The organism is Caballeronia sp. BR00000012568055, from assembly GCF_029439455.1.
In the GTDB taxonomy this organism is placed as follows: domain Bacteria; phylum Pseudomonadota; class Gammaproteobacteria; order Burkholderiales; family Burkholderiaceae; genus Caballeronia.
The window spans coordinates 1-25,690 of record NZ_JAQFVG010000315.1 but is presented as its reverse complement, the minus strand read 5'-3'; the positions used below and the strand labels follow the sequence as shown (position 1 = coordinate 25,690).

Here is a 25,690-nt window from a genome sequence, read left to right as displayed (position 1 = left end):
CGAATAGGTTTCTGTTACTGCAGCGCGCGCACGCGCTCGATCATTTCCGTGCCGAATTGCAGATACGCCTGCGCACCGCGCGACGAGCGGTCGAACACGACGCCCGGCAAGCCGTAGCTCGGCGCTTCGGCAAGCCGCACGTTGCGTGGGATGACCACATCGAACAATTTGCTGCCGAAGTGTTCCTTCAACTGGTCGGATACCTGTTGCTGCAAGGTGATGCGCGGATCGAACATGACGCGAAGCAGGCCGATCACTTTGAGATCGCGATTGAGGTTCGCGTGGACCTGCTTGATCGTGTTGACGAGGTCGGATAGCCCTTCGAGCGCGAAATACTCGCACTGCATTGGAATGACGACGCCGTCGGCGGCGCAGAGCGCGTTCAAGGTCAACAGCGACAATGCAGGCGGACAATCGATCAGCACGAAGTCATAGTCATTAGCTACATCGGCGATGGCGGTCCGCAGAATGCGCTCGCGATTTTCCATCTCGACCAGTTCGACTTCCGCGCCCGCCAATTCGCGATTTGCGGGTAGCACGTCGTAGTTCACGGCTTCAGGGCTGAGTTTCGCATCCGCCACCTTTACGCCATCGACCAGCACTTCGTAGACAGTGTTCTCGCACGCGGCCTTGTCGATGCCGCTTCCCATCGTCGCGTTGCCCTGCGGATCCAGATCGATCAGCAGAACCCGCTGATCTAGCCCTGCAAGGCTCGCCGCGAGATTGACTGCCGTCGTGGTCTTTCCAACGCCGCCCTTCTGATTTGCGACGCAGAAGATTTTTGCCATCGTTTAGTGTCCTCGTTTCTTCGCTGTCAGAAGATCAGCGCGCCGTTCGGCCGCCGTCAAACCGGCTCGACGGCCACTTCGATCAGATGACGCTCGGCATCGAGCATCGGAACTTGCAGGCGTTCGACGCGCAGCGCTGTTGCGCCTGCGGGCAAACGCGCAATTTCGGCGTCGGGACGCACGCCCTTCATCGCCAGAATGCGGCCGTCATCGGCAAGCAGATGACGGGAAAGTGTAACGAAATCCGCGAGTTCTGCGAATGCGCGCGACACGATTACATCGAATTTTCCGGGTACTTCATGACCGGGACGTAGCGATTCGACACGCCCCGTCACCACTGACAGATTCACCAGTCCCAATTGAGTCTTCGCTTGCGATTGAAACGCGGTCTTTTTGTGAACGATGTCGTTCAGCGTGACTGCGAGTTCCGGAAGAACGATCGCCAGAACGATACCGGGTAATCCGCCGCCCGAACCCACATCAAGCGCCGTAGCCGCGTTGCGTGCAGCAACCGCTGGCGCCAGCGCGAGCGAATCCAGAATGTGCTGGATCAGCATCTGCTTCGGATCGCGGATGGCCGTCAGGTTGTAGACGGAGTTCCACTTGCCTAGCAACGCGACGTAATCCAACAGCTTTTGCTTTTGTGTCGATGACAAAGCGAGCGCGAGTTCGTCCGCGCCACGGTCCAGCATGTCCGCTAGCGAGTCGTTTTGTGTCACCGTCATTGAACCGCCGATGCGTCGTTATCGGCGTTGCGGCCACGACGGCCCAGACCGCGTTTCAAGTGCACCATGAGCAGCGAAATCGCGGCAGGCGTGATGCCCGAGATGCGCGATGCCTGCCCGATCGTTTCGGGACGATGCTGTGTCAGCTTTTGACGCGCTTCGAACGACAAGCCGCGCACATCCGCGTAATCGATTCCTTCGGGCAGGCGCGTGTTTTCTTGCGCGCCATTTCGGACGATCTCATCGGCCTGCCGATCGATATAGCCCTGATACTTCACGCCGATTTCGATTTGCTCTTTGATTTGTTCCCGAAGAACCGGATCGTCGGCCAACACATCTTCCGGGCCGCATGTGCCCTCTTTCAGCCCGCAAATACCGTCATACGATACGCCCGGACGACGCAGCAGGTCGGCGAGGCTGTATTCATGATCGATTGGCTTGCCGAGCAATGCGGTGGCTTCATCAGCGGGAAGCGTTTTGGGATTGACCCAAGTAGTCCGCAGGCGTTGTGTTTCACGTGAAACAGCATCGCGCTTCCGGCTGAAGGCGTCCCAACGAGCATCGTCAACGACGCCAAGCTCGCGGCCGATTTCCGTCAGACGCATATCGGCATTGTCTTCGCGTAGCGAAAGACGATATTCCGCGCGACTCGTGAACATCCGATACGGCTCAGACACCCCGCGCGTGACCAAATCATCGACCAGAACGCCGAGATACGCCTGATCGCGACGTGGCGACCACGCGTCTTTACCGCGCACTTGCAACCCAGCGTTGATACCCGCCAACAAGCCTTGCGCAGCGGCTTCTTCATATCCGGTCGTGCCGTTGATCTGTCCAGCGAAGAACAAACCGTTGATCGCCTTTGTTTCCAACGATGCCTTCAACGCGCGCGGATCGAAATAATCGTATTCGATCGCATAGCCCGGACGCAGGATGTGCGCGTGCTCGAGGCCACGCATCGAGCGGACAAGCTCCAACTGCACATCAAACGGAAGGCTGGTCGAAATGCCGTTCGGATAAAACTCGTTCGTGGTCAGCCCTTCCGGCTCCAGGAAGATTTGATGCGCATCCTTCGATGCGAATCGATGAATCTTGTCCTCAATCGACGGGCAATAGCGAGGACCGACGCCCTCGATAACGCCTGTGTACATCGGCGAACGGTCGAGTCCTGAGCGGATGATGTCGTGCGTTTGAGCGTTCGTATGCGTTACCCAGCACGGCACCTGCTGTGGATGCTGCTCAACGCGTCCGAGAAACGAGAAAACCGGGATCGGATCGAGGTCGCCCGGCTGCTCGTCGAGCTTCGAAAAGTCGATCGTACGACCATCGATACGTGGCGGCGTACCGGTTTTCAGGCGACCTTGCGGCAACTTAAGCTCTTTCAGGCGCGCGGAAAGGGAAACCGCAGCCGGATCTCCTGCGCGACCGCCGACATAATTATTCAAACCGACGTGAATCTTTCCGTCGAGGAACGTACCGGCCGTCAAGACAACCGCACGCGATCGAAACCGCAGACCGACTTGCGTTACCGCGCCCACAACACGGTCACCTTCGACCATCAAATCATCCACAGCCTGCTGAAAAAGCCACAAATTCGGCTGATTCTCCAGCCGTTGGCGAATGGCCTGCTTGTACAGCAGACGGTCTGCCTGTGCGCGCGTAGCCCGCACGGCAGGCCCTTTCGACGAATTGAGGATGCGAAACTGGATCCCCGATTCGTCCGTGGCTGCCGCCATCGCACCGCCGAGCGCATCGACTTCTTTGACCAAATGGCCTTTTCCGATGCCGCCAATCGACGGATTGCAGCTCATTTGGCCCAACGTCTCGATGTTGTGGGTCAAAAGCAGGGTTTTGCAGCCCATTCGAGCCGACGCAAGCGCGGCTTCAGTGCCAGCGTGACCGCCGCCGACGACGATCACATCGAATTCTGTGGGATAAAGCATGAAGATTTCGTGCGCGAGCGACACGAACCTGATAAGGAATATCCTCAAATTATATCGGTTTCCAATCGGGCACGAATTCGTTAGATCACCGATGGCCCAAAAAAATGGTGTGTTTCACGTGAAACACACCATCGTTTGCCGCGGAGAGCGTTGTGTCTATGCGACTTTCTTGGTCAAACCCAGATAAGTTTCGATGACCTGCGGGTTGTGTTGAAGATCGTCGGCTTTGCCTTCCAGAGCGAACTCTCCCGTTTCAAGCACGTAGCCGTAGTCGGAAATTTGCAGCGCAGCGCGCGCGTTTTGCTCAATCAAAAGCGTTGCAACGCCCGTCGATCGCAACGCACTGATAATGTGAAAAATCTCTTTGACGATTAGCGGCGCAAGGCCAAGGCTTGGTTCATCGAGCATCAAAAGTTGCGGTTTGCCCATCAACGCCCGACCGACCGCCAGCATTTGGCGCTCGCCACCCGACAGCGTGCCCGCCGCCTGCCGACGCCGCTCCTTAAGTCGAGGAAACAACTCGAACACATGATCGAGTTGATCCAAGAAATCTCGCTGTCCGGCGCGCTTGCGCCGATATGCGCCCAACACGAGGTTGTCTTCCACCGTCATGCTGGAGAAAAGCTCACGTTTTTCAGGCACTAGGCACATTCCACGTGAGACACGTTTCTCGACCGCTAATGCCGAGACGTCATCGCCGTGGAAGCGAACGAGGCCTTTTGCGTGACCTGTTGAGGGCAGCGCGCCCATTATCGCGTTCAGCAGCGTTGATTTGCCCGCGCCGTTGGGGCCGATCACCGATACGATCTGCCCGGCTTCGACCGACAGCTTTCCTTCGTGAAGCGCCTCGACTTTGCCGTAGCGCACCGACAGGCCTTTGACTTCCAGTATCTTGCTCATCACTCCACCCCGCCCAAATACGCTTCCAAAACCGCCGGATCCTTTTGGACTTCAGTCGGCAGACCTTCGGCAATCTTCGTGCCGAATTCCATCACGACGAGTCGGTCCGTCAGATTCATCACGAAATCCATATCGTGTTCAACAAGCAGAATGCTCATGCCTTCAGTGCGTAGTTTGCGAATCAGATCGGCAAGTTGAAGTTTTTCTTGATAACGAAGACCGGCGGCGGGCTCATCGAGCAAAAGCAGGGTTGGATCGCAGCACAATGCACGAGCAATCTCCATGATGCGTTGCTGCCCGAGCGCGAGACTGCCCGCCTCGCTATAGAGATGCTTCTCCAGCCCGACGCGCACAATCTGCTTTGCGGCTTCGGCCATCAAGCGTGCTTCTTCGGCTGCATTCAGTCGAGCGATGCTGCGCCAGACGCCCGTGCTGCCACGCAAGTGCGCACCGATCGCCACGTTCTCAAGCACGCTCATTCCCGGCAGCATCTTTACGTGCTGGAACGTGCGCCCTATCCCGCGCTTGACGATTTCACGTGAACTCAGCTTATCGATGCGCTCGCCATGAAAACTGATCGCGCCGCTGGTCGCCTGAAGCACGCCGGTCACGAGATTGAACGTCGTTGATTTACCCGCGCCGTTCGGTCCGATCAAACCGATGATCTCGCCCGCTTTGACTTCGAAGCTGACATCGTTCACCGCAACGAGACCACCAAACTGTTTGCGCGCCTTCTCAACCACGAGAAGGCCGGAACCTAGCGCGGGCTTGCTGCGCTGCGGCAAAGCATCGCTGTGATTGGGAACGTGTGCGCGTGGACCACGCGGAAACAACCGCGCCACGAACGGCCACACGCCTTGCCGCGCATATTGCAAAAGCAGCACCATCACGATGCCGAAAACAATGATCTCAAAATTCCCGTTCGCGCCGATCAGCTTCGGCAGCCACGTTTGCAGATAGTCCTGAAGAACGGTGAGGATCGTCGCACCGAGAATCGCACCCCAGACGTGAGAAACGCCGCCAACAACCGCCATAAACAGGAATTCGATTCCGTGATTCAGCCCAAAAGGCGTCGGATTCACTGCGCGCTGCAAGTGGGCGTATAGGAAGCCCGAAATCGATGCCAGAACGGCTGCGTAGATAAAAATGACCACGCGCATCCACGCGGTGTTGACGCCCATCGCTTCCGCCATCGTGCCGCCGCCGCGTAGTGCACGGATTGCGCGTCCCGGACGACTATTAAGCAAATTCTGAACAGATATCACCGCGAGCAGCACGACGGCCCAGATCAGGTAGTAGATGCTGCGGCCGGATTCGAGCTTCCATCCGAACAGGCTCAAAACCGGAATCCCGTTGATGCCGTCGTACTTGCCGAGCAACTCGAGATTGCCAAAAAGATAGAACAGCGAAAGACCCCACGCGATGGTGCCGAGCGGCAGGAAGTGGCCCGATAGCCGCATCGTGATGAGGCCGAGCAGCAGCGCGATAAACGCCGTCAGCACGACGCCCGCGATCAACGCGAGCCACGGCGATACGCCGTACTGCGTCGTCAAGAACGCGGTCGCATACGCGCCGACGCCGACGAACGCCGCCTGCCCGAAGCTCGTCATCCCGCCGATGCCGGTCAGCAAGACCAGCCCGATCGCGACGATCGAATACAAGCCGATGTAGTTCAGCAGCGTGATCCAGTACTCCGGCACAGCAATCACGCCCGGCAAGACCGGCAGCGCAAACACGACGACCAAAAACGCCAAAAAGAAGAATCGGGATTTCATCGGCTCACTCCTCGTCTTCATCCGAATGCGGGCTGGCGAGACTCCGCCATAGCAGCACCGGAATAATCAACGTGAAGACGATCACCTCCTTGTACGCGCTCGCCCAGAACGACGAATACGACTCCAGCAGTCCCACCAGCAGCGATCCAGCCGCTGCCAGCGGATAACTCACCAAACCGCCCACGATCGCGCCTACGAAGCCCTTGAGGCCGATCAGGAAGCCCGAGTCGTAGTAGATGGTCGTGATCGGTGCGACCAGCACGCCGCACAGCGCGCCAAGGCCTGCTGCAAGCGTGAACGCCAGCCTCCCTGCCTGTGTCGTGCCGATACCCACCAGCCGCGCGCCCAGCCGATTCACCGATGTCGCCCGCAGCGCCTTGCCCGATATCGATCGATCGAAATAGAAGTACAGCGCGACGATCAGCACGACCGCCGTGCCGACGACCCACAAGCTCTGCCCGGAAACCGATACGCTGCCGAGGTTGAAGGTGGCATCGGAGAAAGCGGTGGTGCGCGAGCCTTCCGCGCCGAACATCACGAGGCCTAAGCCGACCATCGCGAAGTGCACGGCGACGGCGACGATCAGCAGCAACAGCGTGCTCGCCTCCACGATCGGCTCATACGCCAGCCGATACACAAACGGCCCCATCGGCACGACGATCAAAAGCGTCAACGCGATCTGCGCGATCATCGGCAAGGGCTGCGCGAACGCGGCTTGCGTGATCGCCCAAATCGCAACGGGAAACAGCAAGTATTTGCCGACGAGGAGCGCCAGCAAACGCCCGATCTGGTGATATCGCGCAGGATGACGAACAATGCCCGCCACTTCCGCGACGAAGCAGCCCGCGCCCATCCCCATCAGCAGATAACACGTCGCCGGCAGCTTCTGCGTCTGCAACGCGGCGAGCGTCAACGCGCCATACGCGACGAACTCGCCCTGCGGGATAAAAATCACCCGCGTTACCGAGAACACGAGTACCAGAGCGAGCGCGAGCAAGGCGTAGATCGCGCCCGTGGTGATCCCGTCTTGCGCCAGGATCGCCGCTATCGAAAAGTCCATACTTCCTCTTGAGAGCTACGATGGGACAAAGCGGTTCGCCGGAGACTCCGGCGAACCGCTTTGCCCTTTTGGAAAACAAGAACGACGTTCAGTCGTTCAGCAACTTCCACTTGCCATCGACGATTTGCACCATCACGCGTGCGCGATCGTCGAAGCCGTTGTGATCGTTCGCCGTGGTGTTCATGATGCCGTGCGCCACGGGCAAATCCTTCAGATTTTCCAGCGCCGCGCGCAATGCTTCACGAAACTCCGGCGTACCCGGCTGAGCCTTCTTCAGCGCTTCGGGAATCGCGCGCTGGAGCATCTGACCCGCGTCCCACGCGTGACCGCCGAAGGTCGATAAAGAACCCGCACCGTTGGCCTTCTCATACGCGTTCTTGTACGCCGCCGACGACTTCTTCACCGGGTTGCTGTCGGGCAATTGCTCGGTCACGAGCACCGGACCGGCGGGCAGAATCTCGCCCTCGCAATCCTTGCCGCACACGCGCAGAAAGTCGTTATTCGCGACGCCATGCGTCTGATACACCTTGCCATTGTAACCACGCTCCTTCAGCGCCTTCGCGGGCAGCGCGGACGGCGTGCCCGCGCCCGCGATCAGCACCGCGTCCGGGTTCGCGCCCATCGTCTTGAGCACCTGGCCGGTGACGGACGTGTCCGTGCGGTTGTATCGCTCGTTCGTGACGATCTTCAGCTTATGCGCCGTCGCGGCTGCGTTGAAGACGTTGTACCAGCCATCGCCGTAAGCATCCGCGAAGCCGATGAAACCGACCGTCTTCACGCCGTGCTTCTCCATATAACTCGCGATGGCATCGGCCATAAGCGCGTCGTTCTGCGGCGTCTTGAAGACCCACGCTTTCTTGGCGTCCATCGGCGCGATGATCGCGGCGGATGCGGCCATCGAGATCATCGGCGTCTTCGACGATGAGGCCGCGTCGATCATCGCCAGCGAGTTCGGCGTAACCGTGGAGCCGACGATCGCATCGACATGATCTTCGTCGATCAGCTTGCGCGTGTTCTGCACGGCGCGGCTGGTGTCGGAACCATCATCGAGCACGATGTATTCGACCGATTTCCCGCCGATTTCCTTCGGCAACAGCGCGACGGTATTTTTCTCGGGAATCCCGAGCGATGCCGCCGGTCCCGTCGCCGACAGCGTCACGCCGATCTTCACCTGCGCCATCGCCACGTTCGCACTGCCCGCAATAGCGAGCGCAACGCCTGCCTTGATCCACATGTTCTTCGTCTTCATTGCTTGTCTCCAAACGCTTATTGCGCGTTGTTATGTATATGACTGGCGATTCAATCTATTGACCGCTTAACACCTCGCCTAGGCTGGTTTTCCCTGACCATCGGCGCGTCTCTCCGGACGTTTTTTCGATAAGCATTTGCACACGTTTGCGTCGCGCACAAAAAAGGCGCGTTCCTTTGGAAGACGCGCCTTTTTCGCTGAATCAATTCATTCGTTGTCCCGTCAGTTGGTGGCGAGCTTCCACTTGCCGCCGACGATCTCGACCATCACGCGCGCCCGCTGATCCAGGCCCGAGTGATCGTTCGCGCTCATGTTGAAAATGCCGTGCGATGCAGGCAGATTCTTCGTCTCTTCGATCGCCTGACGCAGCGCTTCGCGGAACGCGGGCGTGCCCGGCTGACCCTTCTTCAAGGCGATGGGAATCGCGCGCTGAAGAATGAGGCCCGTATCCCAGGCGTGACCGCCGAAGGTCGAAATAGAACCCGCGCCGTACGCGCCTTCGTAAGCCTTCTTGTACGTCAGCGCGGCCTGCTTCACCGGATTGCTGTCGGGCAATTGATCCGCGACGAGCAGCGGACCGGAAGGCAGGAACGTGCCGTCGCAATCCTTGCCGCACACGCGCAGGAAGTCGTTATTCGCGACACCGTGCGTCTGATACAGCTTGCCCTTGTAGCCGCGCTCCTTGAGCGTTTTCTGCGGCAATGCGGCCGGCGTACCCGCGCCCGCGATCAACACCGCATCCGGGTTCTGCGACATCATCTTCAACACCTGACCGGTGACCGACGCATCGTTACGCGCGAAGCGTTCGTTCGCCACGACCTTGATCTTCGCCAGATCCGCGGCCTTCGTGAATTCCTTGAACCAGCTCTCTCCGTACGCATCCGAGAAGCCGATAAACGCCACCGTCTTCACGCCATGATTCGACATATGCTGCGCAATCGCCGTCGCCATGAGGATGTCGTTCTGCGGCGTCTTGAAGACCCACGCGCGCTTGGCATCCATCGGTTCGACGATGCTCGCGGCGGCGGCCATCGAGATCATCGGCGTATGCGTTTCGGCGGCGATGTCGATCATCGCGAGGGAATTGGGCACGACGGTCGAGCCGACCAGGGCATCGACCTTGTCTTCGCTGGTGAGCTTGCGCGCGTTCTTGACGGCTTGGGTGGAGTCGGTGGCATCGTCGAGCACGATGTATTCGATCTTCTGCCCCGCCACTTCCTTCGGCAACAATGCGATGGTGTTCTTCTCCGGAATCCCGAGCGATGCCGCCGGTCCCGTCGCCGATACCGTCACGCCGATTTTCACGTCCGCGAAAACTTCACCACTGATCAAAACCGATAATCCCGCTACGGCCATTGCGACCGCTTTACCCCGTAAAGCCCACTTCATTAGTTTGCGTCCCGTTGAATCGTGAATCGTGTGCTGTGTGAAGAGACCGAGCCGATTTATCGAATGCGAATGCGTTGATAAATGCGCTCAAAAGGTTCGCCCGGCATTTGCCGACCGATGAGTCGGTGAATACAAGGGAAATGCAGTTTAGCGGAGGCAAGCGCCGTCCAGCAAGCGATTTGAAGGGACGTGTGGTATGCGCCGAACGCGGGTTTCAGCGTATAAGATGGTGATTCGTATGAGCGACGCCGGAAATAAAAAAGCGCTGTTGGACTTATCCAACAGCGCTTTTCCGTGGGCACTTCGTGCCTCATGTCTCCTCGTTCTCCACCTCAAAAATCTGGGTGCAACAGAACTAAACAGAATCTTAAGGGCTGTATCGTTTCGCAACAACCTAGCATTTACCCTAGTGGTGCATACAAGCACCTTAACAGGGCGTGATTATCGCGTTTTTCGCGCGTAATTCGAATGCGCAATTTATTCGGATATCCAAATAAATCGAATTATCCTTGAAGCGGCCGAACCCGTGCGACGATTTCACCGACAATGCCGCGCCTGAATGCCAGCACGCACGCAATAAAGATAATCCCCGTCACGATAGTCACGGATTCACCGAGCGAATTGAACCAATCGATGCCGGTCATCTTCGCCAATCCGCCGCCGATATCCCCAAGCCGGTCTTCCAGCAACACGATGATGAACGCGCCGAGCAGCGGCCCGAACATCGTGCTCATGCCGCCGACGAGCGTCATCAGCACGACGAGACCGGACATGGTCCAGTAGGCATCGCCGAGCGTTTCGAAGCCGAGCACCAGCGTTTTCGTCGCGCCTGCGAGGCCCGCGAGTCCCGCCGACAGCACGAACGCGAGCAGCTTATAGCGAGAGGTATCGTAGCCGAGCGAAATGGCGCGCGGCTCGTTCTCCTTGATCGCGATCAGCACCTGCCCGAACGGCGAATGCACGATGCGCACGATCAGCGCGAACGCCAGCAACATCAGCAGGAGCACAATGTAATACAGCGTGAGATCGCTGCTCAGACTGACGATGCCGAACAGCTTGCCGCGCGGCACGCCTTGCAGACCGTCCTCGCCATGCGTGAACGGCGCTTGCAGAAAGACGAAGTAGACCATCTGCGCGAGCGCGAGCGTGACCATCGCGAAGTAGATGCCCTGGCGACGGATCGCCAGCAAGCCGACGAGCAAGCCGAGCACGGTCGCCGCGAGCGTGCCGAGTATCACGCCGGCTTCCGGCGTCAGGCCGATGGTCTGTATCGCATAACCCGCCGTGTAACCGGCGAGCGACAGAAACATCGCGTGCCCGAACGACAGCAATCCCGTAAAGCCGATCAGCAGATTGAACGCGGCCGCGAACAACGCGAAGCACAGCACTTTCATCATGAAGACCGGATACACGCCCGCGAACGGCGCGATCACCAGGCCGATCAGCAACAGGGCGTAGAGCGCTTTTCTCTGCATCATTTTTCCTTGCCGAAGAGTCCGGCGGGACGCACCATCAGCACCAACGCCATGATCACGAACACGACCGTCGCGGACGCTTCCGGATAGAACACGCGCGTAAAGCCTTCGATCACGCCGAGCAAGAGGCCGGTGAGAATCGAACCCATGATCGAACCCATGCCGCCGATCACGACCACCGCGAACACGGTGATGATCATCGACTGGCCCATCAGCGGCGAAACCTGAATGACCGGCGCGGCCAGCACGCCCGCGAACGCCGCCAGCGCGACGCCGAAACCGTAGGTGAGCGTAATCATCATCGGCACGTTGACGCCGAATGCTTCGACGAGCTTCGGGTTCTCCGTGCCCGCACGCAAATACGCGCCGATCCGCGTCTTCTCGATCACGAACCACGTCGCAAAGCACACCGCCAGCGATGCCACCACCACCCACGCGCGATAGTTCGGCAGGAACATAAAGCCGAGATTGCTCGCGCCTTGCAGCAGCGAAGGCACGTCGTACGGCTGTCCCGATGATCCGTAGATCGAACGGAACACGCCTTCGACGACCAACGTAAGGCCAAAGGTCAGCAAGAGTCCGTAAAGATGGTCGAGCTTGTACAGCCAACGCAGCATCGAACGTTCGATCAACACGCCGAAGAATCCGACGATCACGGGCGCGAGCACCAGCATCGCCCAATAGGGAATGCTGAAATACGACGCGCCCATCCACGCGAGCATCGCGCCCAGCATAAAGAGCGCGCCGTGCGCGAAGTTGATGACGTTGAGCAAGCCGAAGATCACCGCAAGCCCGAGCGATAGGATCGCGTAGAACGAGCCGTTCACGAGACCGAGCAATAGCTGGCTCATCATCGCGGCGAGCGGAATGCCGAAAATTTCCATTGAACCTGCCGTTTAGAACGAGTTGACGCCGACGCGGACCACGCGGCCCGCGTCGTCACGCTCAAGTTTTTACTTCCAGGCTGCGCAGCGCGACTCCGCCTTCGTGCCGAACGCCTGATCGCCGGGGATCGTCGCGAGAATCTTGTAGTAATCCCAAGGTTCTTTCGATTCCGACGGCTTCTTCACTTCCATCAGATACATATCGTGGATCATCGAACCGTCCTGGCGCACGTAGCCCTTCGCGTAGAAGTCGTCGATCTTCAGCTTCTTCATCTCGGCCATGACCTTGTCGCTGTCGGTCGTGCCAGCCGCTTGCACGGCTTTCAGGTAGGTCGTGACGGCTGAATAGTCGGCGGCTTGCAGGCTGCCCGGCATCTTCTTCATCTTGTCGAAGTAGCGCTTGGCCCAGGCGCGCGTCTTGTCGTCCTTGTTCCAGTACCAGCTATCCGTCGCCACGAGACCTTGCGTGGTTTCGAGTCCGAGACTGTGGATATCGGAGATGAAGATCAGCAGCGCGGCGATTTTCATCGACTTGGTGATGCCGAATTCCTTAGCCGCTTTGATCGAATTGATGGTGTCGCCGCCTGCATTGGCGAGGCCGAGCACTTGCGCCTTGGAAGACTGCGCCTGCAACAGGAACGACGAGAAATCCGATGCCGACAGCGGATGCCGCACCGCGCCCAACACTTGCCCACCGTTCGCCTTCACCACGTCCGACGTGTTCTTTTCCAGCGCCTTGCCGAACGCGTAATCGGCGGTGAGGAAGTACCACGTCTTGCCGCCTTGCTTGGTCACCGCGGAACCGGTGCCTTTGGCGAGCGCCATCGTGTCATAGGCGTAGTGCACGGTGTACGGCGAGCATTGCTCGTTGGTCAGATTGTCCGCGCCCGCGCCGATGTTGATATACGGCGTCTTCTTCTCCGCCGCGACTTGCGCGGTGGACAACGCCGTCGCCGAATTCGTCCCGCCGATGATCGCATTCACGCCGTCGCGGTCGATCCACTCACGCGCGCGCGATGCCGCGATATCCGCCTTGTTCTGATGGTCCGCGTACACGAGTTCGATGGTCTTGCCGTTCACCTTGCCACCGAAATCGGCGATCGCCATCTTGATGGCTTCGAGACCGCCTTGCCCGTCGATATCCGCGTACAAGCCCGACAGATCGGTGACGAAGCCGATCTTCACGGTGTTGCCATCGGCTGCGTTAGCGCTGTTGAACGCCACACTCGCCGCCGCAGCCGCAAAGCAAAACGTTGTGAGGCGCGCGAGAGTCTTCTTCTTCATTCCAGTCTCCATGAGTTTTTGATTTGATGCGGTATTACTGGTAATGCGCTGATTCTTGTGCAGCAAACGAGTCGGATTGAATCGATTACACGCCGAGCAATTCATGCAGCACGGGCATCTTCGCTTCGAGTTCCCCCGCGCCGAAGTGCTCGACGATATTCCCGTGCTCCATCACATAGAACCGGTCCGCGAGCGGCGCGGCAAAGCGAAAATTCTGTTCGACCATGACGATGGTGTAGCCGCGCGCCTTGAGCATCAGAATCATGCGCGCGAGCGTCTGCACGATCACCGGCGCGAGCCCTTCGGAAATCTCATCGAGCAGCAACAGATTCGCGCCCGTGCGCAGAATGCGCGCGACCGCGAGCATCTGTTGTTCGCCGCCTGACAGACGCGTGCCTTGCGAGCCACGGCGCTCTTTCAGGTTCGGGAACATCGAATAAATTTCGTCGATGGACATCGCCTCTTTCGGATTGCCGATTACCGGCGGCAACAAGAGGTTTTCCTCGCACGACAAGCTCGAAAAAATGCCGCGCTCCTCCGGACAATATCCGACCCCGTAATGCGCGATCTTGTGCGTCGATAAACCAATCGTCTCGTTGCCCGCCACGCGAATGGAACCCGTGCGGCGTCCGGTCAGACCCATGATGGCGCGCAGCGTCGTGGTGCGGCCCGCGCCATTGCGCCCGAGCAGCGTCACCACTTCACCGCGATTCACCTTCAGATCGACGCCATGAAGAATGTGCGATTCGCCATACCACGCCTGCAACCCGGCGAGTTCCAGCGCAGGCACGCTGGCTCCCGCGCCGTTCGCCTCGCGCGAGCGGCGCTCCTCAGCGGTCGTACTCATGCGTGCGCTCCGGTGAGCGCCGCATCGGCGCTGCCCATGTAGGCTTCCATCACGAGCGGATTTTTCGATACTTCCGCGTAGTTGCCTTCGGCCAGCACTTCGCCGCGCTGGAGCACCGTAATGGTGTCCGAAATGCCCGCGATCACGTTCATGTTGTGCTCGACCATCAGAATGGTGCGCCCCGCCGATACCTTCTTGATCAGCGCCGTCACGCGATCCACATCTTCGTGTCCCATGCCTTGCGTCGGTTCATCGAGCAGCATGAGTTCCGGTTCCATCGATAAGGTCGTGGCGATTTCGAGCGCGCGCTTGCGCCCGTAGGAAAGCTCGACGGTTTTGGTGTCCGCGAAGTCCGTGAGGCCGACTTGCGTGAGCAGGTCCATCGCGCGGTCGTTGAGTTGATCGAGCGATCGTTCGCTGCGCCAGAAGTGAAACGACGTGCCGAGCTGCCGCTGCAGTCCGATACGCACGTTCTGCAACACCGTCAAATGCGGAAACACAGCGGAAATCTGAAACGAACGAATCACGCCGCGCCGCGCGATATGCGCAGGCCGTTCACGCGTGATATCCGTGCCATTAAAAACGATCTGACCCGCAGTAGGCGTCAGAAATTTGGTGAGCAGATTGAAGCACGTGGTCTTGCCCGCACCGTTCGGCCCGATCAGCGCGTGAATCGAACCACGGCGCACGCGCAGGTTCACGCCATTCACGGCCGTGAAGCCTTTGAATTCCTTTGTGAGTCCTCGCGTTTCCAGAATCGTGTCGCCGAGAATCATGTCCCCTTCCATGCGTAGTGGAACGCCAGGCGTGCGGCTCTGCCTGCGTTTTTTTCTTCTGTCCACGCGCAACGGTACGCCTCGTGCAGCGCGCCGCTTGTGACGTTGCGTGCTGCACAAAGTGTGCGCGAGGTAGGCCGAGCATCACTTGAGTCGAAAGCATTGTCGCGCCATTGATGCAGCGCACTTATCGGGATTTGCACTAGGCGTTCAAGTGCGGGTAAGCGTGCATGGCGCGCAAATATAGGCCGCTATATACGCGTGCCATCCTCGCGCCACGCATGTGTCATCTCGGTCTCAACATGTGGAGCGTCACTAAAATTTCATGCGCTTTTACGCGAGTGCCGTGGCAATCACTTCCTGTACGTCGATGTTGCGTCGATCCTCGCGGATCATTTCGCTCGCACGTTCCGCGATCATCAGCGTCGGTGAATTCGTGTTGCCCGACGTGATGTTCGGCATCACCGATGCATCGACCACGCGCAAGCCGCGCACGCCGATCACACGCAAACGGCTATCGACGACAGCGGCGGGATCGTTATCCGTACCCATGCGGCACGTGCCGACCGGATGAAAGATCGTCGTGCCGACTTTGCCAGCGGCTTCGATCAATTCTTCCTGCGTCTGATATTGGATGCCCGGCAGAATCTCCTGCGGCTTGTATTGCGCCAACGCAGGCGCTTCGACAATGCGCCGCGTCAATCTCAACGCATTCGCCGCAACCGCCTTGTCGTGATCCGTCGATAAATAATTGGGCGCGATCAGCGGCGCCTTGTGCGCATCCGCCGATTCGATATGCACGCTGCCCCGCGATGTCGGCCGCAAATTGCACACGGACGCCGTGAACGCGTTGAACGCATGCAACGGCTCGCCGAACTTCTCCAGCGACAAAGGCTGAACGTGATACTGCACATCGGGCCGTTTGATCGATGCATCGTTCGGATCGGACTTGGCGAACACGCCGAGTTGCGAGGGTGCCATCGACATCGGGCCGCTGCGCATCAGCGCGTATTGCAGACCGATGAACAGCTTGCCCCACCATCGTGCAGAGAGTGTGTTGAGCGTGCGCACGCCATCGACCTTATAAGCCATGCGCAATTGCAAATGATCCTGAAGGTTTTCGCCAACGCCGCGCAGATGCTTGACGACATCGATCCCCAATCGCTGCAGGCGCGCTTCATTGCCGATGCCGGATAGCTCCAGAATCTGCGGCGAATTCACCGCGCCCGCGCTCAGCACGACTTCGCGTCGCGCCTTCGCGATGTAATCGACATCGCCGCCGCGATACTCAACGCCGACGCAGCGCAAGCCTTCGAACACGAGGCGCTGCGTGTGCGCGCCGGTGATGGTGGTGAGATTCGGCCGCTGCATCGCTTCGCGCAGAAACGCTTTCGCCGCATTCCAGCGGATGCCGCCGCGCTGGTTCACATCGAAATAGCCGACGCCGCTGTTATCGCCACGATTGAAGTCGTCCGTAGCTTGAATGCCGCTTTCCTGCGCGGCCTTGGAAAACGTCTCGAGAATCTTCCACTTCAGGCGCTGCTTTTCGACGCGCCATTCGCCGCCCGCGCCGTGCCACTCATTCGCGCCACCGTGGTGATCCTCGCTGCGCTTGAAGATAGGCAGCACGGAATCCCACGACCAGTTCGGATCGCCGCTGATATGCGCCCATTCGTCGTAGTCTTCGCGCTGGCCGCGCATATAGATCATGCCGTTGATCGACGAACATCCGCCGAGCACGCGCCCGCGCGGATAAGACAGCGAGCGGCCATTGAGTCCCGCTTCCGCCTGCGTTTTATAAAGCCAGTCCGTGCGCGGATTGCCGATGCAATACAGATAGCCGACCGGAATATGAATCCAGTGATAGTCGTCCTTGCCGCCCGCCTCAAGCAGCAGCACGTTCACGTCCGGATCTTCGGTCAGGCGATTCGCCAGCACGCACCCCGCCGTGCCCGCGCCGACGATGATGTAGTCGAATTCGCCTTCGAGCTTGCGCGCGTTCTGCTTCATTGCCGTCTCCTGATTTTTATCGTTCGAGAGTACGTCGATGAAGCTTGAGAATCCAATGAGATATGCTGAACGTTGATATAAGACGCGCTAATATCAGTCGATGGACTACACCCTGCTTCGCGCTTTTCTCACCGTCGCTCGTGAAGGCAATCTCACGCGCGCGGCGGCGCATTTGCATCTGACGCAGCCAGCGGTGAGTTTGCAGATCAAGAATTTGCAGGAGATGCTGGGCGTCGTGCTGTTCTCGCGCACATCGCACGGATTGCTGCTGACGCGCGATGGCGAAGCGCTGCTGCCGCATGCGGAACGCGCGCTCGCGGCGGCATCGGATGTGCAGCGTGCGGCGGCGGCGTTGCGGCATGAAGTCAGCGGCACGCTGCGTATCGGTACGATTCTCGATCCGGAATTTTTGCGGCTCGGCGGCTTTTTGAGGCCGCTGGTGGAGGCGTATCCGCGTATCGAAACGGCGCTGCGGCACGGTATGTCGGGCTGGGTGCTGGAACGCGTGAAAGCGCGCGATCTCGATGTCGGCTATTACATCGGCGATCCCGCGGCGGACGGCACGCACGATGGCGAGCGCTTTCATGTGATGCGGCTGACGCCGTTCGTGTATCGCGTGCTCGCGCCGGCGGGCTGGCACAACCGCGTCAACAAGGGCAAGCGCAGTTGGTCTGCGCTGGCGAAACATCCGTGGATCTGGACGCCACCCGAGTCCGCGCATAACCGCTTGCTGTCGCGCATCTTCCGCGCGGCCGGCGCGATGCCCACGATCGTCGCCGAAGTGGATCAGGAGCCGTCGATGCTCGATCTCGTCAAATCGGGCGTCGGCCTCTCGCTGGTGCGCGATTCGATCGCGATTGGCGAGGCGCATGCGCACGCGCTGACCATCGTCGAAGGCGTGACCGTGCCGACGCAATTGTCGTTCATCACGCTCGCCGAACGCCGCGAAGAACCGGCCATCGCCGCTGCGCTGCGCCTGATCGATGCGCAATGGGCGGTGTAAACCCGCGCCGCATCCATGTTCAAGCGAGCTTCATCGAATGTTTGATAGTCTCAGCCCAGAGTCCCTCTTTTCAATCAGGAGCTGTTGCATGGCACGCAATATCGAAATCAAGGCACGCGCTCATCAATTCGACCAATTGCGCGAACGCGCCGCGGCGCTGGCCCCGGACGCACCGTTGGTGTTCCGTCAGCAGGACTTTTTTTACGATGTGCCGACCGGCCGCCTCAAGCTGCGTCAATTCGACGACGGCACGCCGTCCGAACTGATCTTCTATCAGCGCGACGACCGCGATGGTCCGAAGGTGTCGTATTACTCGCGCAGTCCCGTGACGAATCCCGAAGCCATGCACGCGCTGCTGGCGCAGGCGTTGACCACGCGCGGCATCGTTTCGAAGGAACGGCATGTGTATCTGGTCGGGCGCACGCGTATCCATCTCGACCGCGTGGACGGACTGGGCGATTTCATCGAACTGGAAGTGCTGCTCGGCCAGGACGACGACGAAGCCGGCGGCGAAAAGGAAGCACACGCCATGTTCGCGCAACTCGGCGTGGCGCAAACCGACCTGGTGCCGTCCGCTTACGTGGACTTGCTCAATCCGGAAGCGTCTTCGTCGGCCAAGTGAGATAGCGGCAACGGGCCGTTGCGCTTGAACGTCGTCAGCACGATGTTCGAGCGCACGCTGTCCACACCCGGCACGCGCATCAGTTTTTTCATCACGAAGGCGGACAGCGCGTTCAGATCGGGCGCGACGATCCGCAGCAGATAATCGGCATCGCCGACGGTGGCGTGGCATTCGAGCACTTCGGGCAACATTTCGATCTGCTGCTGAAATTGCTCGATGATCGAATCGCCATGATGTTTGAGCTTGAGGCTGGTGAACGCGGTCACGCCCAGCCCGAGCTTTTCGGGCCGCAACATCACCCGATACCCTTCGATTACCCCGATCGCTTCCAGCCGCTGTAAGCGCCGCCCAATCTGCGATGGCGACAGCGGCACTTGCTCGCCGAGTTGTTGATGCGTGGCGCGCCCGAAGCGCTGAAGCACGTCGAGCAGGGCAAGGTCGAAATGGTCGAGTTCCAGCATGAGGCGGATTCGCGCGAGAGCCGAGGTTATTGCGACTTTATCGCATCGACGCGCTTTCGATCACATACCCGATGCGCAAAAGGGACGTTTTGCGCGGTTATTACTGATTGCTTTCGATCGCAAACAAGGTAACGTCCGTGTTACCAACCATGACAGTCCCGAAAGGCAATGCAGGCCGATAAGCGCAGAGGAATCGGCGGCTATGGAAGCATTTACTAAGCGCGCCGAAAGAAAAAGCCCGCGAAACTTTCAGTCGTGTTGGCCGTTTTTGAAACGCTCGTAATGTTCCCAAGCCGCGCGAGCCTCGTCTTCCAGCCGCTCCGTAGGCAGGCTGGACTGACGCTGTACAATCAGCAGCGCATAGGGCCTGGACAACGCGCACGCCTCTTTGCAGAGGCTCAGTTCGTCGCTGGTAGAGGGCGAACGGCCGCGCCAGAAATTGATCGCGGCTTCGAGTTCGTGGATGGAGATAACGGCCATGTCCAGGCAGAAAGACATTCGGTGTGCGGCCCCTCGCGACTGAGAACCGGTCGCCGCAACGCCGCATGAAAACAAACGGGATCGAACCAGATTGCTTAGCGCAACACATCACTATCGCAATGGTTCGGGTTCAACCCATTGTACTTGAGCGACTTCATGCGAATCCTTCTGATCGAAGACGACCGCCCCATCGCGCGCGGTATCCAAAGCAGCCTCGAACAATCCGGCTTCACGGTCGACATGGTGCATGACGGCATCTTCGCGGAGCAGGCGCTCGCGCAGAACCGCCACGAACTCGTCATTCTCGACCTCGGTTTGCCGGGTATCGACGGCATGACGCTGTTGTCGCGTTTCCGCCAGAGCAACCGGCACACGCCGGTGATCATTCTGACGGCGCGTGACGAACTGCACGACCGCGTGCAGGGCCTCAACAGCGGCGCGGACGACTACATGCTCAAGCCGTTCGAGCCGCAGGAACTGGAAGCGCGTATTCGCGCGGTCATGCGCCGCAGCGGTCCGCATGGCGACGTGCCACGTCCGGAAGTGACGCTGGGCGGCTTGCGTCTGTCGGGCGTCGATCGCCGCATCTTCAACGACGAGCGTCCGCTGGAACTGTCGCCGCGCGAATTCGCGGTGCTGGAAATGCTGTTGCTGCGTCACGGCCGCGTGGTCAGCAAGGCGCAGTTGCAGGATCATCTGACGCACTTCGGCGGCGATCTCGGCGATACGGCGATCGAAGTGTACGTGCATCGCGTGCGCAAAAAGCTCGAAAACACGCGTGTGGAAATCGTGACGGTGCGTGGCTTCGGCTATCTGCTTCAGGAGATCCGGCAGGCGCAGTAATTCGCCTGCCTTAGTCCGGCTTTTTAGTTTTGCGACTTCCTACCCGGCGCGCGGGCGATCAGCGATTCGCCCGCGAAGACTGGCTCGATCTGGCGCGATCGAAGCCCACCGAGAATCCGGCGCCGCCCAGTCTGCGCCGTACGCTTTTGCGCCGCCTTGCCGCGCCGCTGTCCCTGCTCGCGCTGATGAGCGGCCTGATGGCCTATTGGCTCGCGTGGCAGTACACGCAACACGTGGTCGATCGCTCGCTCGCGGATCTGGCCACCGCCATCTCCAAACAAATCCAGCTTGCCGGTGTCGATGCACCCGTCACGGTGCCGCCGCTCGCGCAGGCCATGTTCTCCGATCCGGTCGAACAACTGATCTACCGCATTAGCACCGGCGATGAGGAAATCGCTGGTGAGCCGGACTTGCCGCTCGAAGGCACGTCGGTACGGCGCATCCATTACGCGTATGTCTTCGAGACGCATTATCAGGGCGTGTCCGTGCGCGCGGCGCAGGTGCGCGTGCCGCAGCCGAAAGGCAATCCGATCGTCGTGGAAGTGGCGCAGCGTGTGGGCTCGCGGTATCGGATCGCGGTGGAGTTTTTATTCGCGATCATGATGCCGCTGCTGCTGTTGCTGCTGGCAGGCTGGGTGATCGTCTGGCGCGTGGTGAATCAGCAGCTCAACCCGCTGACCGATCTCGCCGATACGCTCAACAAGCAAACGCATATCTCGCTCGAACCGGTCGATGAAACGCTTGTGCCCAGCGAAATTCGCCCGCTGACAAGCGCGATGAACGGCTTGCTCGTTCGTCTGCAAGCCGCGCTCGATGCGCAACGCAAGTTCATCGCCGATGCCGCGCATCAGCTTCGCACGCCGCTGACAGCGGTCAAGCTCCACGCCGAACAAGCGCTCAGCTCACGCGATCCCGCCAAAGCCGTCGAGGCGGTGAAGGAACTGCGTGCATCGGCGGATCGCGCGGTGCGGCTGTCGAATCAATTGCTGTCGCTGGCGCGTGCCGAACCGGGCGAACAAGCCGCGCGTTTCGCCGACTTCGATTTCGCCGCGCTCGCGTTCGAAACCGGCGCGGAGTGGGTGCCGCGCGCGCTGGCATCGCACGTCGATCTTGGCTTTCAACGCGTGGACGATCCCGATAACGAACATCCGATGATCGTGCGCGGGAATATCGTACTGACGCGCGAGGTGCTGGCGAATCTCATCGACAACGCGTTGAAGTACGTGCCGCCATCACGCGAAGACGGCGGCGCGATCACGCTGACCGTTGATGAATGGCGCGATGCCGAAGGCCGGCGCTTCGGCGAAGTGATCGTGGAAGACAACGGTCCGGGCGTGCCGGAAGATCAGCAGCCCGATCTGTTCAAACGCTTCTTCCGTGGCGACGGACAAAGCGTGGAAGGCGGCGCGGGTCTGGGCCTCGCCATCGTGCATGACATCGTCGTGCTGCATGGCGGCAGCGTGCATTACGAAGACGCGCCGGAAGGCGGCGCACGCTTTATCGTGCGGATTCCGCTGAAGACGCTGAACGCCGAAACGCCGCCGCCTACTTCTTCTTCGACTTGACCGCGAGCATGGTGCCGCGGCATTTCTTCGCGCCGCAGCGGCACTCATATTCCTTCTTGAGCTTCTTGGTGATGCGCCCTTCGATCACCAGGCCGTAGTCGTAATTCAACTCTTCGTCCGGCTCGATATCGCGCAGCGCGTGAATGAACACGCGCCCTTCCACTTCCTCGGCTTCGCAATTCGGCGCGCACGAATGGTTGATGTACTTCGCGCTGTTGCCGTCGATCTTGCCGTCGATCACGCGGCCGTCGTCGAGCGCGAAATAGAAGGTGTGATTCGGTTCCTTCGGATTGTGCGGATGGCGGCGCAAGGCTTCCTTCCACGAGATGCGCTCGCCCTTGTATTCCATCACCTTGTCGCCCTTGGCGATTGCTTTCACGGCAAATACGCCCTTGCCATGCACGCCCGACTGGCGAACGGTGACCCTGCGTGAACTCATCGAACGAATCCTTGATAACGAATCGGTGTGGGGTGAATCATGCCCGCGCACGAGTGCTTCGGGATGAAAAAAAACGCGGTGGCCTGAGGGCGCCGCGTTCATGTGCATCGAACGTATTGAGTCGATGCACCAATCGTTATCGTACACTCCCGCCGCGCTTTATCTCAACACCTCGCGCGATGGGTGACGCTTATCGTTGACCGGACACGACATCGCCGAACAGATGCTTCTGCTCGCGCGGCTGCGAGCGCCAGTATTGCGGCGGCGCGCTCACTTCTGCGCCGAGTTCGGCGGCCGCGTGCCACGGCCAGCGAGGATCGTAGAGCGCGGCGCGTGCAATCGCGACGAAATCCGCCTGAGCGCTGGCAACGATTTCTTCGGCATGCCTGGCGTCGGTAATCAGACCGACCGCGATGGTATTCACGCCGGTCGCTTCCTTCACGGCCTTGGCGAACGGCAACTGATAGCCCGGCTCCAGCGTGATCTTCTGCAACGGCGAAACCCCGCCCGACGATACATCGATCCAGTCCACGCCGCGCTTCTTCAGCTCGTTTGCAAACGCGATCGTATCGTCGATATTCCAGCCGCCTTCCACCCAATCCGTCGCCGATACGCGCACGCCGACCGGTTTGTCGGCGGGAAACGCGGCGCGCACGGCATCGAAAATTTCGAGCGGAAAGCGCATGCGATTCTCGCGCGAGCCACCGTATTCATCGGTGCGCTGATTGGCGATCGGCGACAAAAATTGATGCAGCAGATACCCGTGCGCCGCATGCACCTCAATCCCGTCGATACCCAACCGCGCAGCACGCTTGGCCGAGGCGACGAACGCTTCTTTCACGCGAATAAGGCCCGCCACATCGAGCGCGAGCGGCGGCGTTTCGTCCGGCTTATGCGGAATGGCCGAGGGCGCGTGCGTCATCCAGCCGCCGTCCGCCACCGAGATCAGTTGCCCGCCGTCCCACGGCTTATGGCTCGATGCCTTGCGGCCTGCGTGCGCAAGCTGCATCGTCACGGCGATATCCGAATACTCGCGGATGGCCGCCAGCACGGGACGCAGCGCGGCTTCGGTGGCATCGTCCCATAAGCCGAGATCGCCGGGCGTGATGCGCCCGTCCGGTTCCACCGCCGTGGCTTCGATAAACAGCATCGCCGCACCCGACAGCGCAAGACCGCCCAGATGAATCATGTGCCACGCCGTCGCCTCGCCACGTTCGGCCGAGTACTGGCACATCGGCGAAATGAAGATGCGGTTGGGAAGCTGGAGATTACGTAAAGTCGTAGGAGTGAACAGCGCGCTCATGGCGGGGACTCGTCGCGTGATGAAGAGAGGCGATCGAGAATAGCACCGCACTTTCTTTCATGCTGAACGCGCGTTTAAGCGTCGGAGCTAACGAATCGGTCGATCCACTCGCCGAACATAGCGCGCGCGGCGCGTTCGAGCGCCGGTCCGTGACGCGCGGTTTCCTCGCGCAACGCGACCACCGTTTGCCCGTTTCCAGCGATATCGCCCGGATACGTGATTAGCCAGTTCTCGAAGCGATCCGCCAGCACTTCCGGATGGCATTGCAGCGCGAGCACATGCTCGCCCCACGAGAACGCCTGATTGGCACACTTATCGGTCGATGCGAGCAGCGTGGCACCGTTGGGGAGTTCGAAGGTATCGCCATGCCAGTGGAAGACGGGAATCGGCGTGCCCTTGTCTTCGAGATGACGCAACGCGGACGCACGGCCGGCTTCAGTCAACCTGAGCGGCGACCAGCCCAATTCCAGCCCGCCGGACGACATCGGATACACACGCGCACCGAGCGCCCGCGCAATCAATTGCGAGCCAAGACAGATACCGATGGTCGGCAACCCTGCCGCGATGCGCTTTTCGAGCATCGACAACAACGGTGCGAGATGAGGATAGTGCGCGTCTTCGTACGCGCCGATCGGCCCGCCGAGCACGACGAGCAACGAAGGATCCAGCGGATTGGGTGCGTCGATCCGCCCGCGCCCGATATCGAGATAACGGACCAGGTGACCGCGCTCGCCGAGCACGAGTTCGAGAGTGCCCAGATCTTCGAAATGGACGTGGCGAATCGCCAGTGCTTCTTGTTTCATCAGCAAGTTTCCGTAGCCCGGATGCGGAAAAGAGACGCGCCGCTCCACGCGGCGGGGCGCGACGGGCACAGTCTAACCGACTCGCCGCCGCGTCACAGCGTCTCCCTGGCCGATGAATCCCGGCTCACACGGAGCCGGGGAACCTCAGACAATTTTCGCTCAGGCGATCTGAGCGAAAATCTTCCAGTTCTTCTTCTGCGTCGTGGCGTCGGCTTCTTCGTATACCGAACAATCCAGACGAAGATCCGTATCTGCCATGTTGATCTGAAGCAGTGCGCAATGATGCTGCGCCTTCTTCGGATTCTTGCTCGGTTCGAAGTGGCTGCAGGACAGGCACATGCGGTGCGCCGGAATCTGCTGCTTCTCTTCGAGATGGTGGATGGTCTTCAGCAGCGTGCGATAGAACGCCGATTGCTCGTCGTCCTTCAGCGTGCCGACGGCCTTCGAGAGGAAGTCCGGCCACGACACCGCCTTCTTCGCCGCCGTCTTGCCACGCGTCGTCAGACGCACCGCGAGGGCGCGGCCATCGTCCAGCGCGCGGCGCTTTTCGACCAGACCCTTGCCTTCGAGCGTGCTGACTGCATCGCTGGTCGTCGCGGCGGTGAGCGCCGTTTCGCGTGCGATTTCGCCGAGGCGCATGGGCCCCTTGCGCTGCATCAGCAGAACGAGAATTTCACCCTGGGTTGGCGTGAGCCCCGCGCCCTCTGCCCATTCCCAGGCCTGACTGCGCATCGCCGTGCTCAGTCTCAGCAAACCGTGGGTCACCCGCCCAGTCGGCTGCTCTCCATATACGCCTTCACTCATAATCTTTCGCTTGTAGTTCCGCTTTTGTGTTTGACGGCGCGCTCGCGCAAACATCCGCTAACGCCCCACTCGACGAATCGTACATGAGGCACGTTGCCGCACCTTGCCGAACGATCCCCTTCGACCGTGGTCCCCGCCGTCTCAAAATTCAGGCGTACCGCACAATTCGATACAGCCTGAATGGGGACATTGCACACCTCTTCGTTATGCGCCTTCTTATGACCTGCCAGTGGCGCTGCTCTTTCACCGACTATAACGCGAT

General features: G+C 59.9%; 24 protein-coding genes. 4 read left to right on the top strand and 20 right to left on the bottom strand.

Annotated elements, in window-relative coordinates; translation table 11 throughout:
- Nucleotides 1-14 precede the first annotated feature (14 nt).
- The 14 genes from P7F28_RS24655 to P7F28_RS24590 form a co-directional block, all read right to left on the bottom strand.
- Entirely contained in the window at nt 15-788 is a 774-nt protein-coding gene (locus P7F28_RS24655; protein ID WP_277187390.1) for a ParA family protein, read from the bottom strand.
- A gap of 56 nt (nt 789-844) precedes the next feature.
- Nucleotides 845-1,513, bottom strand: coding sequence for a 16S rRNA (guanine(527)-N(7))-methyltransferase RsmG (gene rsmG, locus P7F28_RS24650; RefSeq protein ID WP_277187389.1), 669 nt, complete (start codon nt 1,511-1,513; stop codon nt 845-847).
- On the bottom strand, nt 1,510-3,456 hold the full coding sequence (mnmG, locus tag P7F28_RS24645) for a tRNA uridine-5-carboxymethylaminomethyl(34) synthesis enzyme MnmG (RefSeq protein WP_277187388.1): 1,947 nt from the start codon (nt 3,454-3,456) through the stop codon (nt 1,510-1,512). Before mnmG ends, rsmG begins: the two co-directional genes overlap by 4 nt.
- Before the next feature lie 156 nt (nt 3,457-3,612).
- On the bottom strand, nt 3,613-4,356 hold the full coding sequence (locus P7F28_RS24640) for an ABC transporter ATP-binding protein (protein WP_277187387.1): 744 nt from the start codon (nt 4,354-4,356) through the stop codon (nt 3,613-3,615).
- On the bottom strand, nt 4,356-6,131 hold the full coding sequence (locus tag P7F28_RS24635) for an ATP-binding cassette domain-containing protein (protein ID WP_277187386.1): 1,776 nt from the start codon (nt 6,129-6,131) through the stop codon (nt 4,356-4,358). The genes P7F28_RS24640 and P7F28_RS24635 overlap by 1 nt, the downstream gene beginning before the upstream one ends.
- 4 nt (nt 6,132-6,135) lie before the next feature.
- Nucleotides 6,136-7,191, bottom strand: coding sequence for a branched-chain amino acid ABC transporter permease (locus P7F28_RS24630; protein WP_277187385.1), 1,056 nt, complete (start codon nt 7,189-7,191; stop codon nt 6,136-6,138).
- Between the two features lie 88 nt (nt 7,192-7,279).
- Nucleotides 7,280-8,425 (bottom strand): ABC transporter substrate-binding protein, encoded by a 1,146-nt coding sequence (locus P7F28_RS24625; RefSeq protein WP_370467399.1) that lies wholly within the window; start codon nt 8,423-8,425, stop codon nt 7,280-7,282.
- 237 nt (nt 8,426-8,662) lie between these two features.
- Nucleotides 8,663-9,829, bottom strand: coding sequence for an ABC transporter substrate-binding protein (locus P7F28_RS24620; RefSeq protein WP_277187383.1), 1,167 nt, complete (start codon nt 9,827-9,829; stop codon nt 8,663-8,665).
- A 503-nt stretch (nt 9,830-10,332) separates the two neighbouring features.
- Complete coding sequence (locus P7F28_RS24615) at nt 10,333-11,304, bottom strand: branched-chain amino acid ABC transporter permease (protein ID WP_277187455.1); 972 nt, start codon at nt 11,302-11,304, stop codon at nt 10,333-10,335.
- Nucleotides 11,304-12,188 (bottom strand): branched-chain amino acid ABC transporter permease, encoded by an 885-nt coding sequence (locus P7F28_RS24610; protein WP_277187382.1) that lies wholly within the window; start codon nt 12,186-12,188, stop codon nt 11,304-11,306. Before P7F28_RS24610 ends, P7F28_RS24615 begins: the two co-directional genes overlap by 1 nt.
- Nucleotides 12,189-12,257: 69 nt before the next feature.
- The gene (locus P7F28_RS24605) at nt 12,258-13,472 is read right to left on the bottom strand and encodes an ABC transporter substrate-binding protein (protein WP_277187381.1); all 1,215 of its coding nucleotides are present in this window, start codon (nt 13,470-13,472) and stop codon (nt 12,258-12,260) included.
- 85 nt (nt 13,473-13,557) lie between these two features.
- Nucleotides 13,558-14,319 carry an ABC transporter ATP-binding protein gene (locus tag P7F28_RS24600; protein ID WP_277187380.1) on the bottom strand — a complete coding sequence of 254 codons (762 nt, stop codon included), beginning with the start codon at nt 14,317-14,319 and terminating at the stop codon, nt 13,558-13,560.
- Nucleotides 14,316-15,095 carry an ABC transporter ATP-binding protein gene (locus P7F28_RS24595; RefSeq protein WP_277187379.1) on the bottom strand — a complete coding sequence of 260 codons (780 nt, stop codon included), beginning with the start codon at nt 15,093-15,095 and terminating at the stop codon, nt 14,316-14,318. The genes P7F28_RS24600 and P7F28_RS24595 overlap by 4 nt, the downstream gene beginning before the upstream one ends.
- Before the next feature lie 333 nt (nt 15,096-15,428).
- Complete coding sequence (locus P7F28_RS24590) at nt 15,429-17,105, bottom strand: GMC family oxidoreductase (protein ID WP_277187378.1); 1,677 nt, start codon at nt 17,103-17,105, stop codon at nt 15,429-15,431.
- A 100-nt stretch (nt 17,106-17,205) separates the two neighbouring features.
- Between P7F28_RS24590 and P7F28_RS24585 the strand changes: the two genes are divergently transcribed.
- Both P7F28_RS24585 and P7F28_RS24580 read left to right on the top strand, forming a co-directional pair.
- The gene (locus P7F28_RS24585) at nt 17,206-18,108 is read left to right on the top strand and encodes a LysR family transcriptional regulator (RefSeq protein ID WP_277187377.1); all 903 of its coding nucleotides are present in this window, start codon (nt 17,206-17,208) and stop codon (nt 18,106-18,108) included.
- Nucleotides 18,109-18,196: 88 nt separating this feature from the next.
- On the top strand, nt 18,197-18,730 hold the full coding sequence (locus tag P7F28_RS24580) for a class IV adenylate cyclase (RefSeq protein ID WP_277187376.1): 534 nt from the start codon (nt 18,197-18,199) through the stop codon (nt 18,728-18,730).
- On the opposite strand, the gene P7F28_RS24575 is transcribed toward P7F28_RS24580, so the two are convergent.
- The gene (locus tag P7F28_RS24575; protein ID WP_277187375.1) at nt 18,685-19,191 is read right to left on the bottom strand and encodes an Lrp/AsnC family transcriptional regulator; all 507 of its coding nucleotides are present in this window, start codon (nt 19,189-19,191) and stop codon (nt 18,685-18,687) included. The two genes, P7F28_RS24580 and P7F28_RS24575, sit on opposite strands and share 46 nt — an antisense overlap.
- 249 nt (nt 19,192-19,440) lie before the next feature.
- The gene (locus P7F28_RS24570) at nt 19,441-19,671 is read right to left on the bottom strand and encodes a DUF3717 domain-containing protein (RefSeq protein ID WP_277187374.1); all 231 of its coding nucleotides are present in this window, start codon (nt 19,669-19,671) and stop codon (nt 19,441-19,443) included.
- A 156-nt stretch (nt 19,672-19,827) separates the two neighbouring features.
- Here P7F28_RS24570 and P7F28_RS24565 point away from each other — a divergent pair, with 156 nt between their 5' ends.
- Nucleotides 19,828-20,514 (top strand): response regulator transcription factor, encoded by a 687-nt coding sequence (locus P7F28_RS24565; protein ID WP_277187373.1) that lies wholly within the window; start codon nt 19,828-19,830, stop codon nt 20,512-20,514.
- 89 nt (nt 20,515-20,603) lie between these two features.
- Entirely contained in the window at nt 20,604-22,079 is a 1,476-nt protein-coding gene (locus P7F28_RS24560; RefSeq protein ID WP_277187454.1) for a sensor histidine kinase, read from the top strand.
- Here P7F28_RS24560 and P7F28_RS24555 read toward each other — a convergent pair.
- The 4 genes from P7F28_RS24555 to P7F28_RS24540 form a co-directional block, all read right to left on the bottom strand.
- Nucleotides 22,060-22,569, bottom strand: a complete 510-nt coding sequence (locus tag P7F28_RS24555) for an SET domain-containing protein (RefSeq protein ID WP_370467398.1) — start codon at nt 22,567-22,569, stop codon at nt 22,060-22,062. The genes P7F28_RS24560 and P7F28_RS24555 overlap by 20 nt on opposite strands.
- Nucleotides 22,570-22,708: 139 nt before the next feature.
- Nucleotides 22,709-23,821 carry an NADH:flavin oxidoreductase/NADH oxidase gene (locus P7F28_RS24550; RefSeq protein WP_277187371.1) on the bottom strand — a complete coding sequence of 371 codons (1,113 nt, stop codon included), beginning with the start codon at nt 23,819-23,821 and terminating at the stop codon, nt 22,709-22,711.
- A 74-nt stretch (nt 23,822-23,895) separates the two neighbouring features.
- Nucleotides 23,896-24,624 carry a glutamine amidotransferase gene (locus tag P7F28_RS24545; protein WP_277187370.1) on the bottom strand — a complete coding sequence of 243 codons (729 nt, stop codon included), beginning with the start codon at nt 24,622-24,624 and terminating at the stop codon, nt 23,896-23,898.
- 159 nt (nt 24,625-24,783) lie between these two features.
- Nucleotides 24,784-25,428, bottom strand: a complete 645-nt coding sequence (locus P7F28_RS24540) for a MarR family winged helix-turn-helix transcriptional regulator (protein ID WP_277187369.1) — start codon at nt 25,426-25,428, stop codon at nt 24,784-24,786.
- Nucleotides 25,429-25,690: the final 262 nt, after the last annotated feature.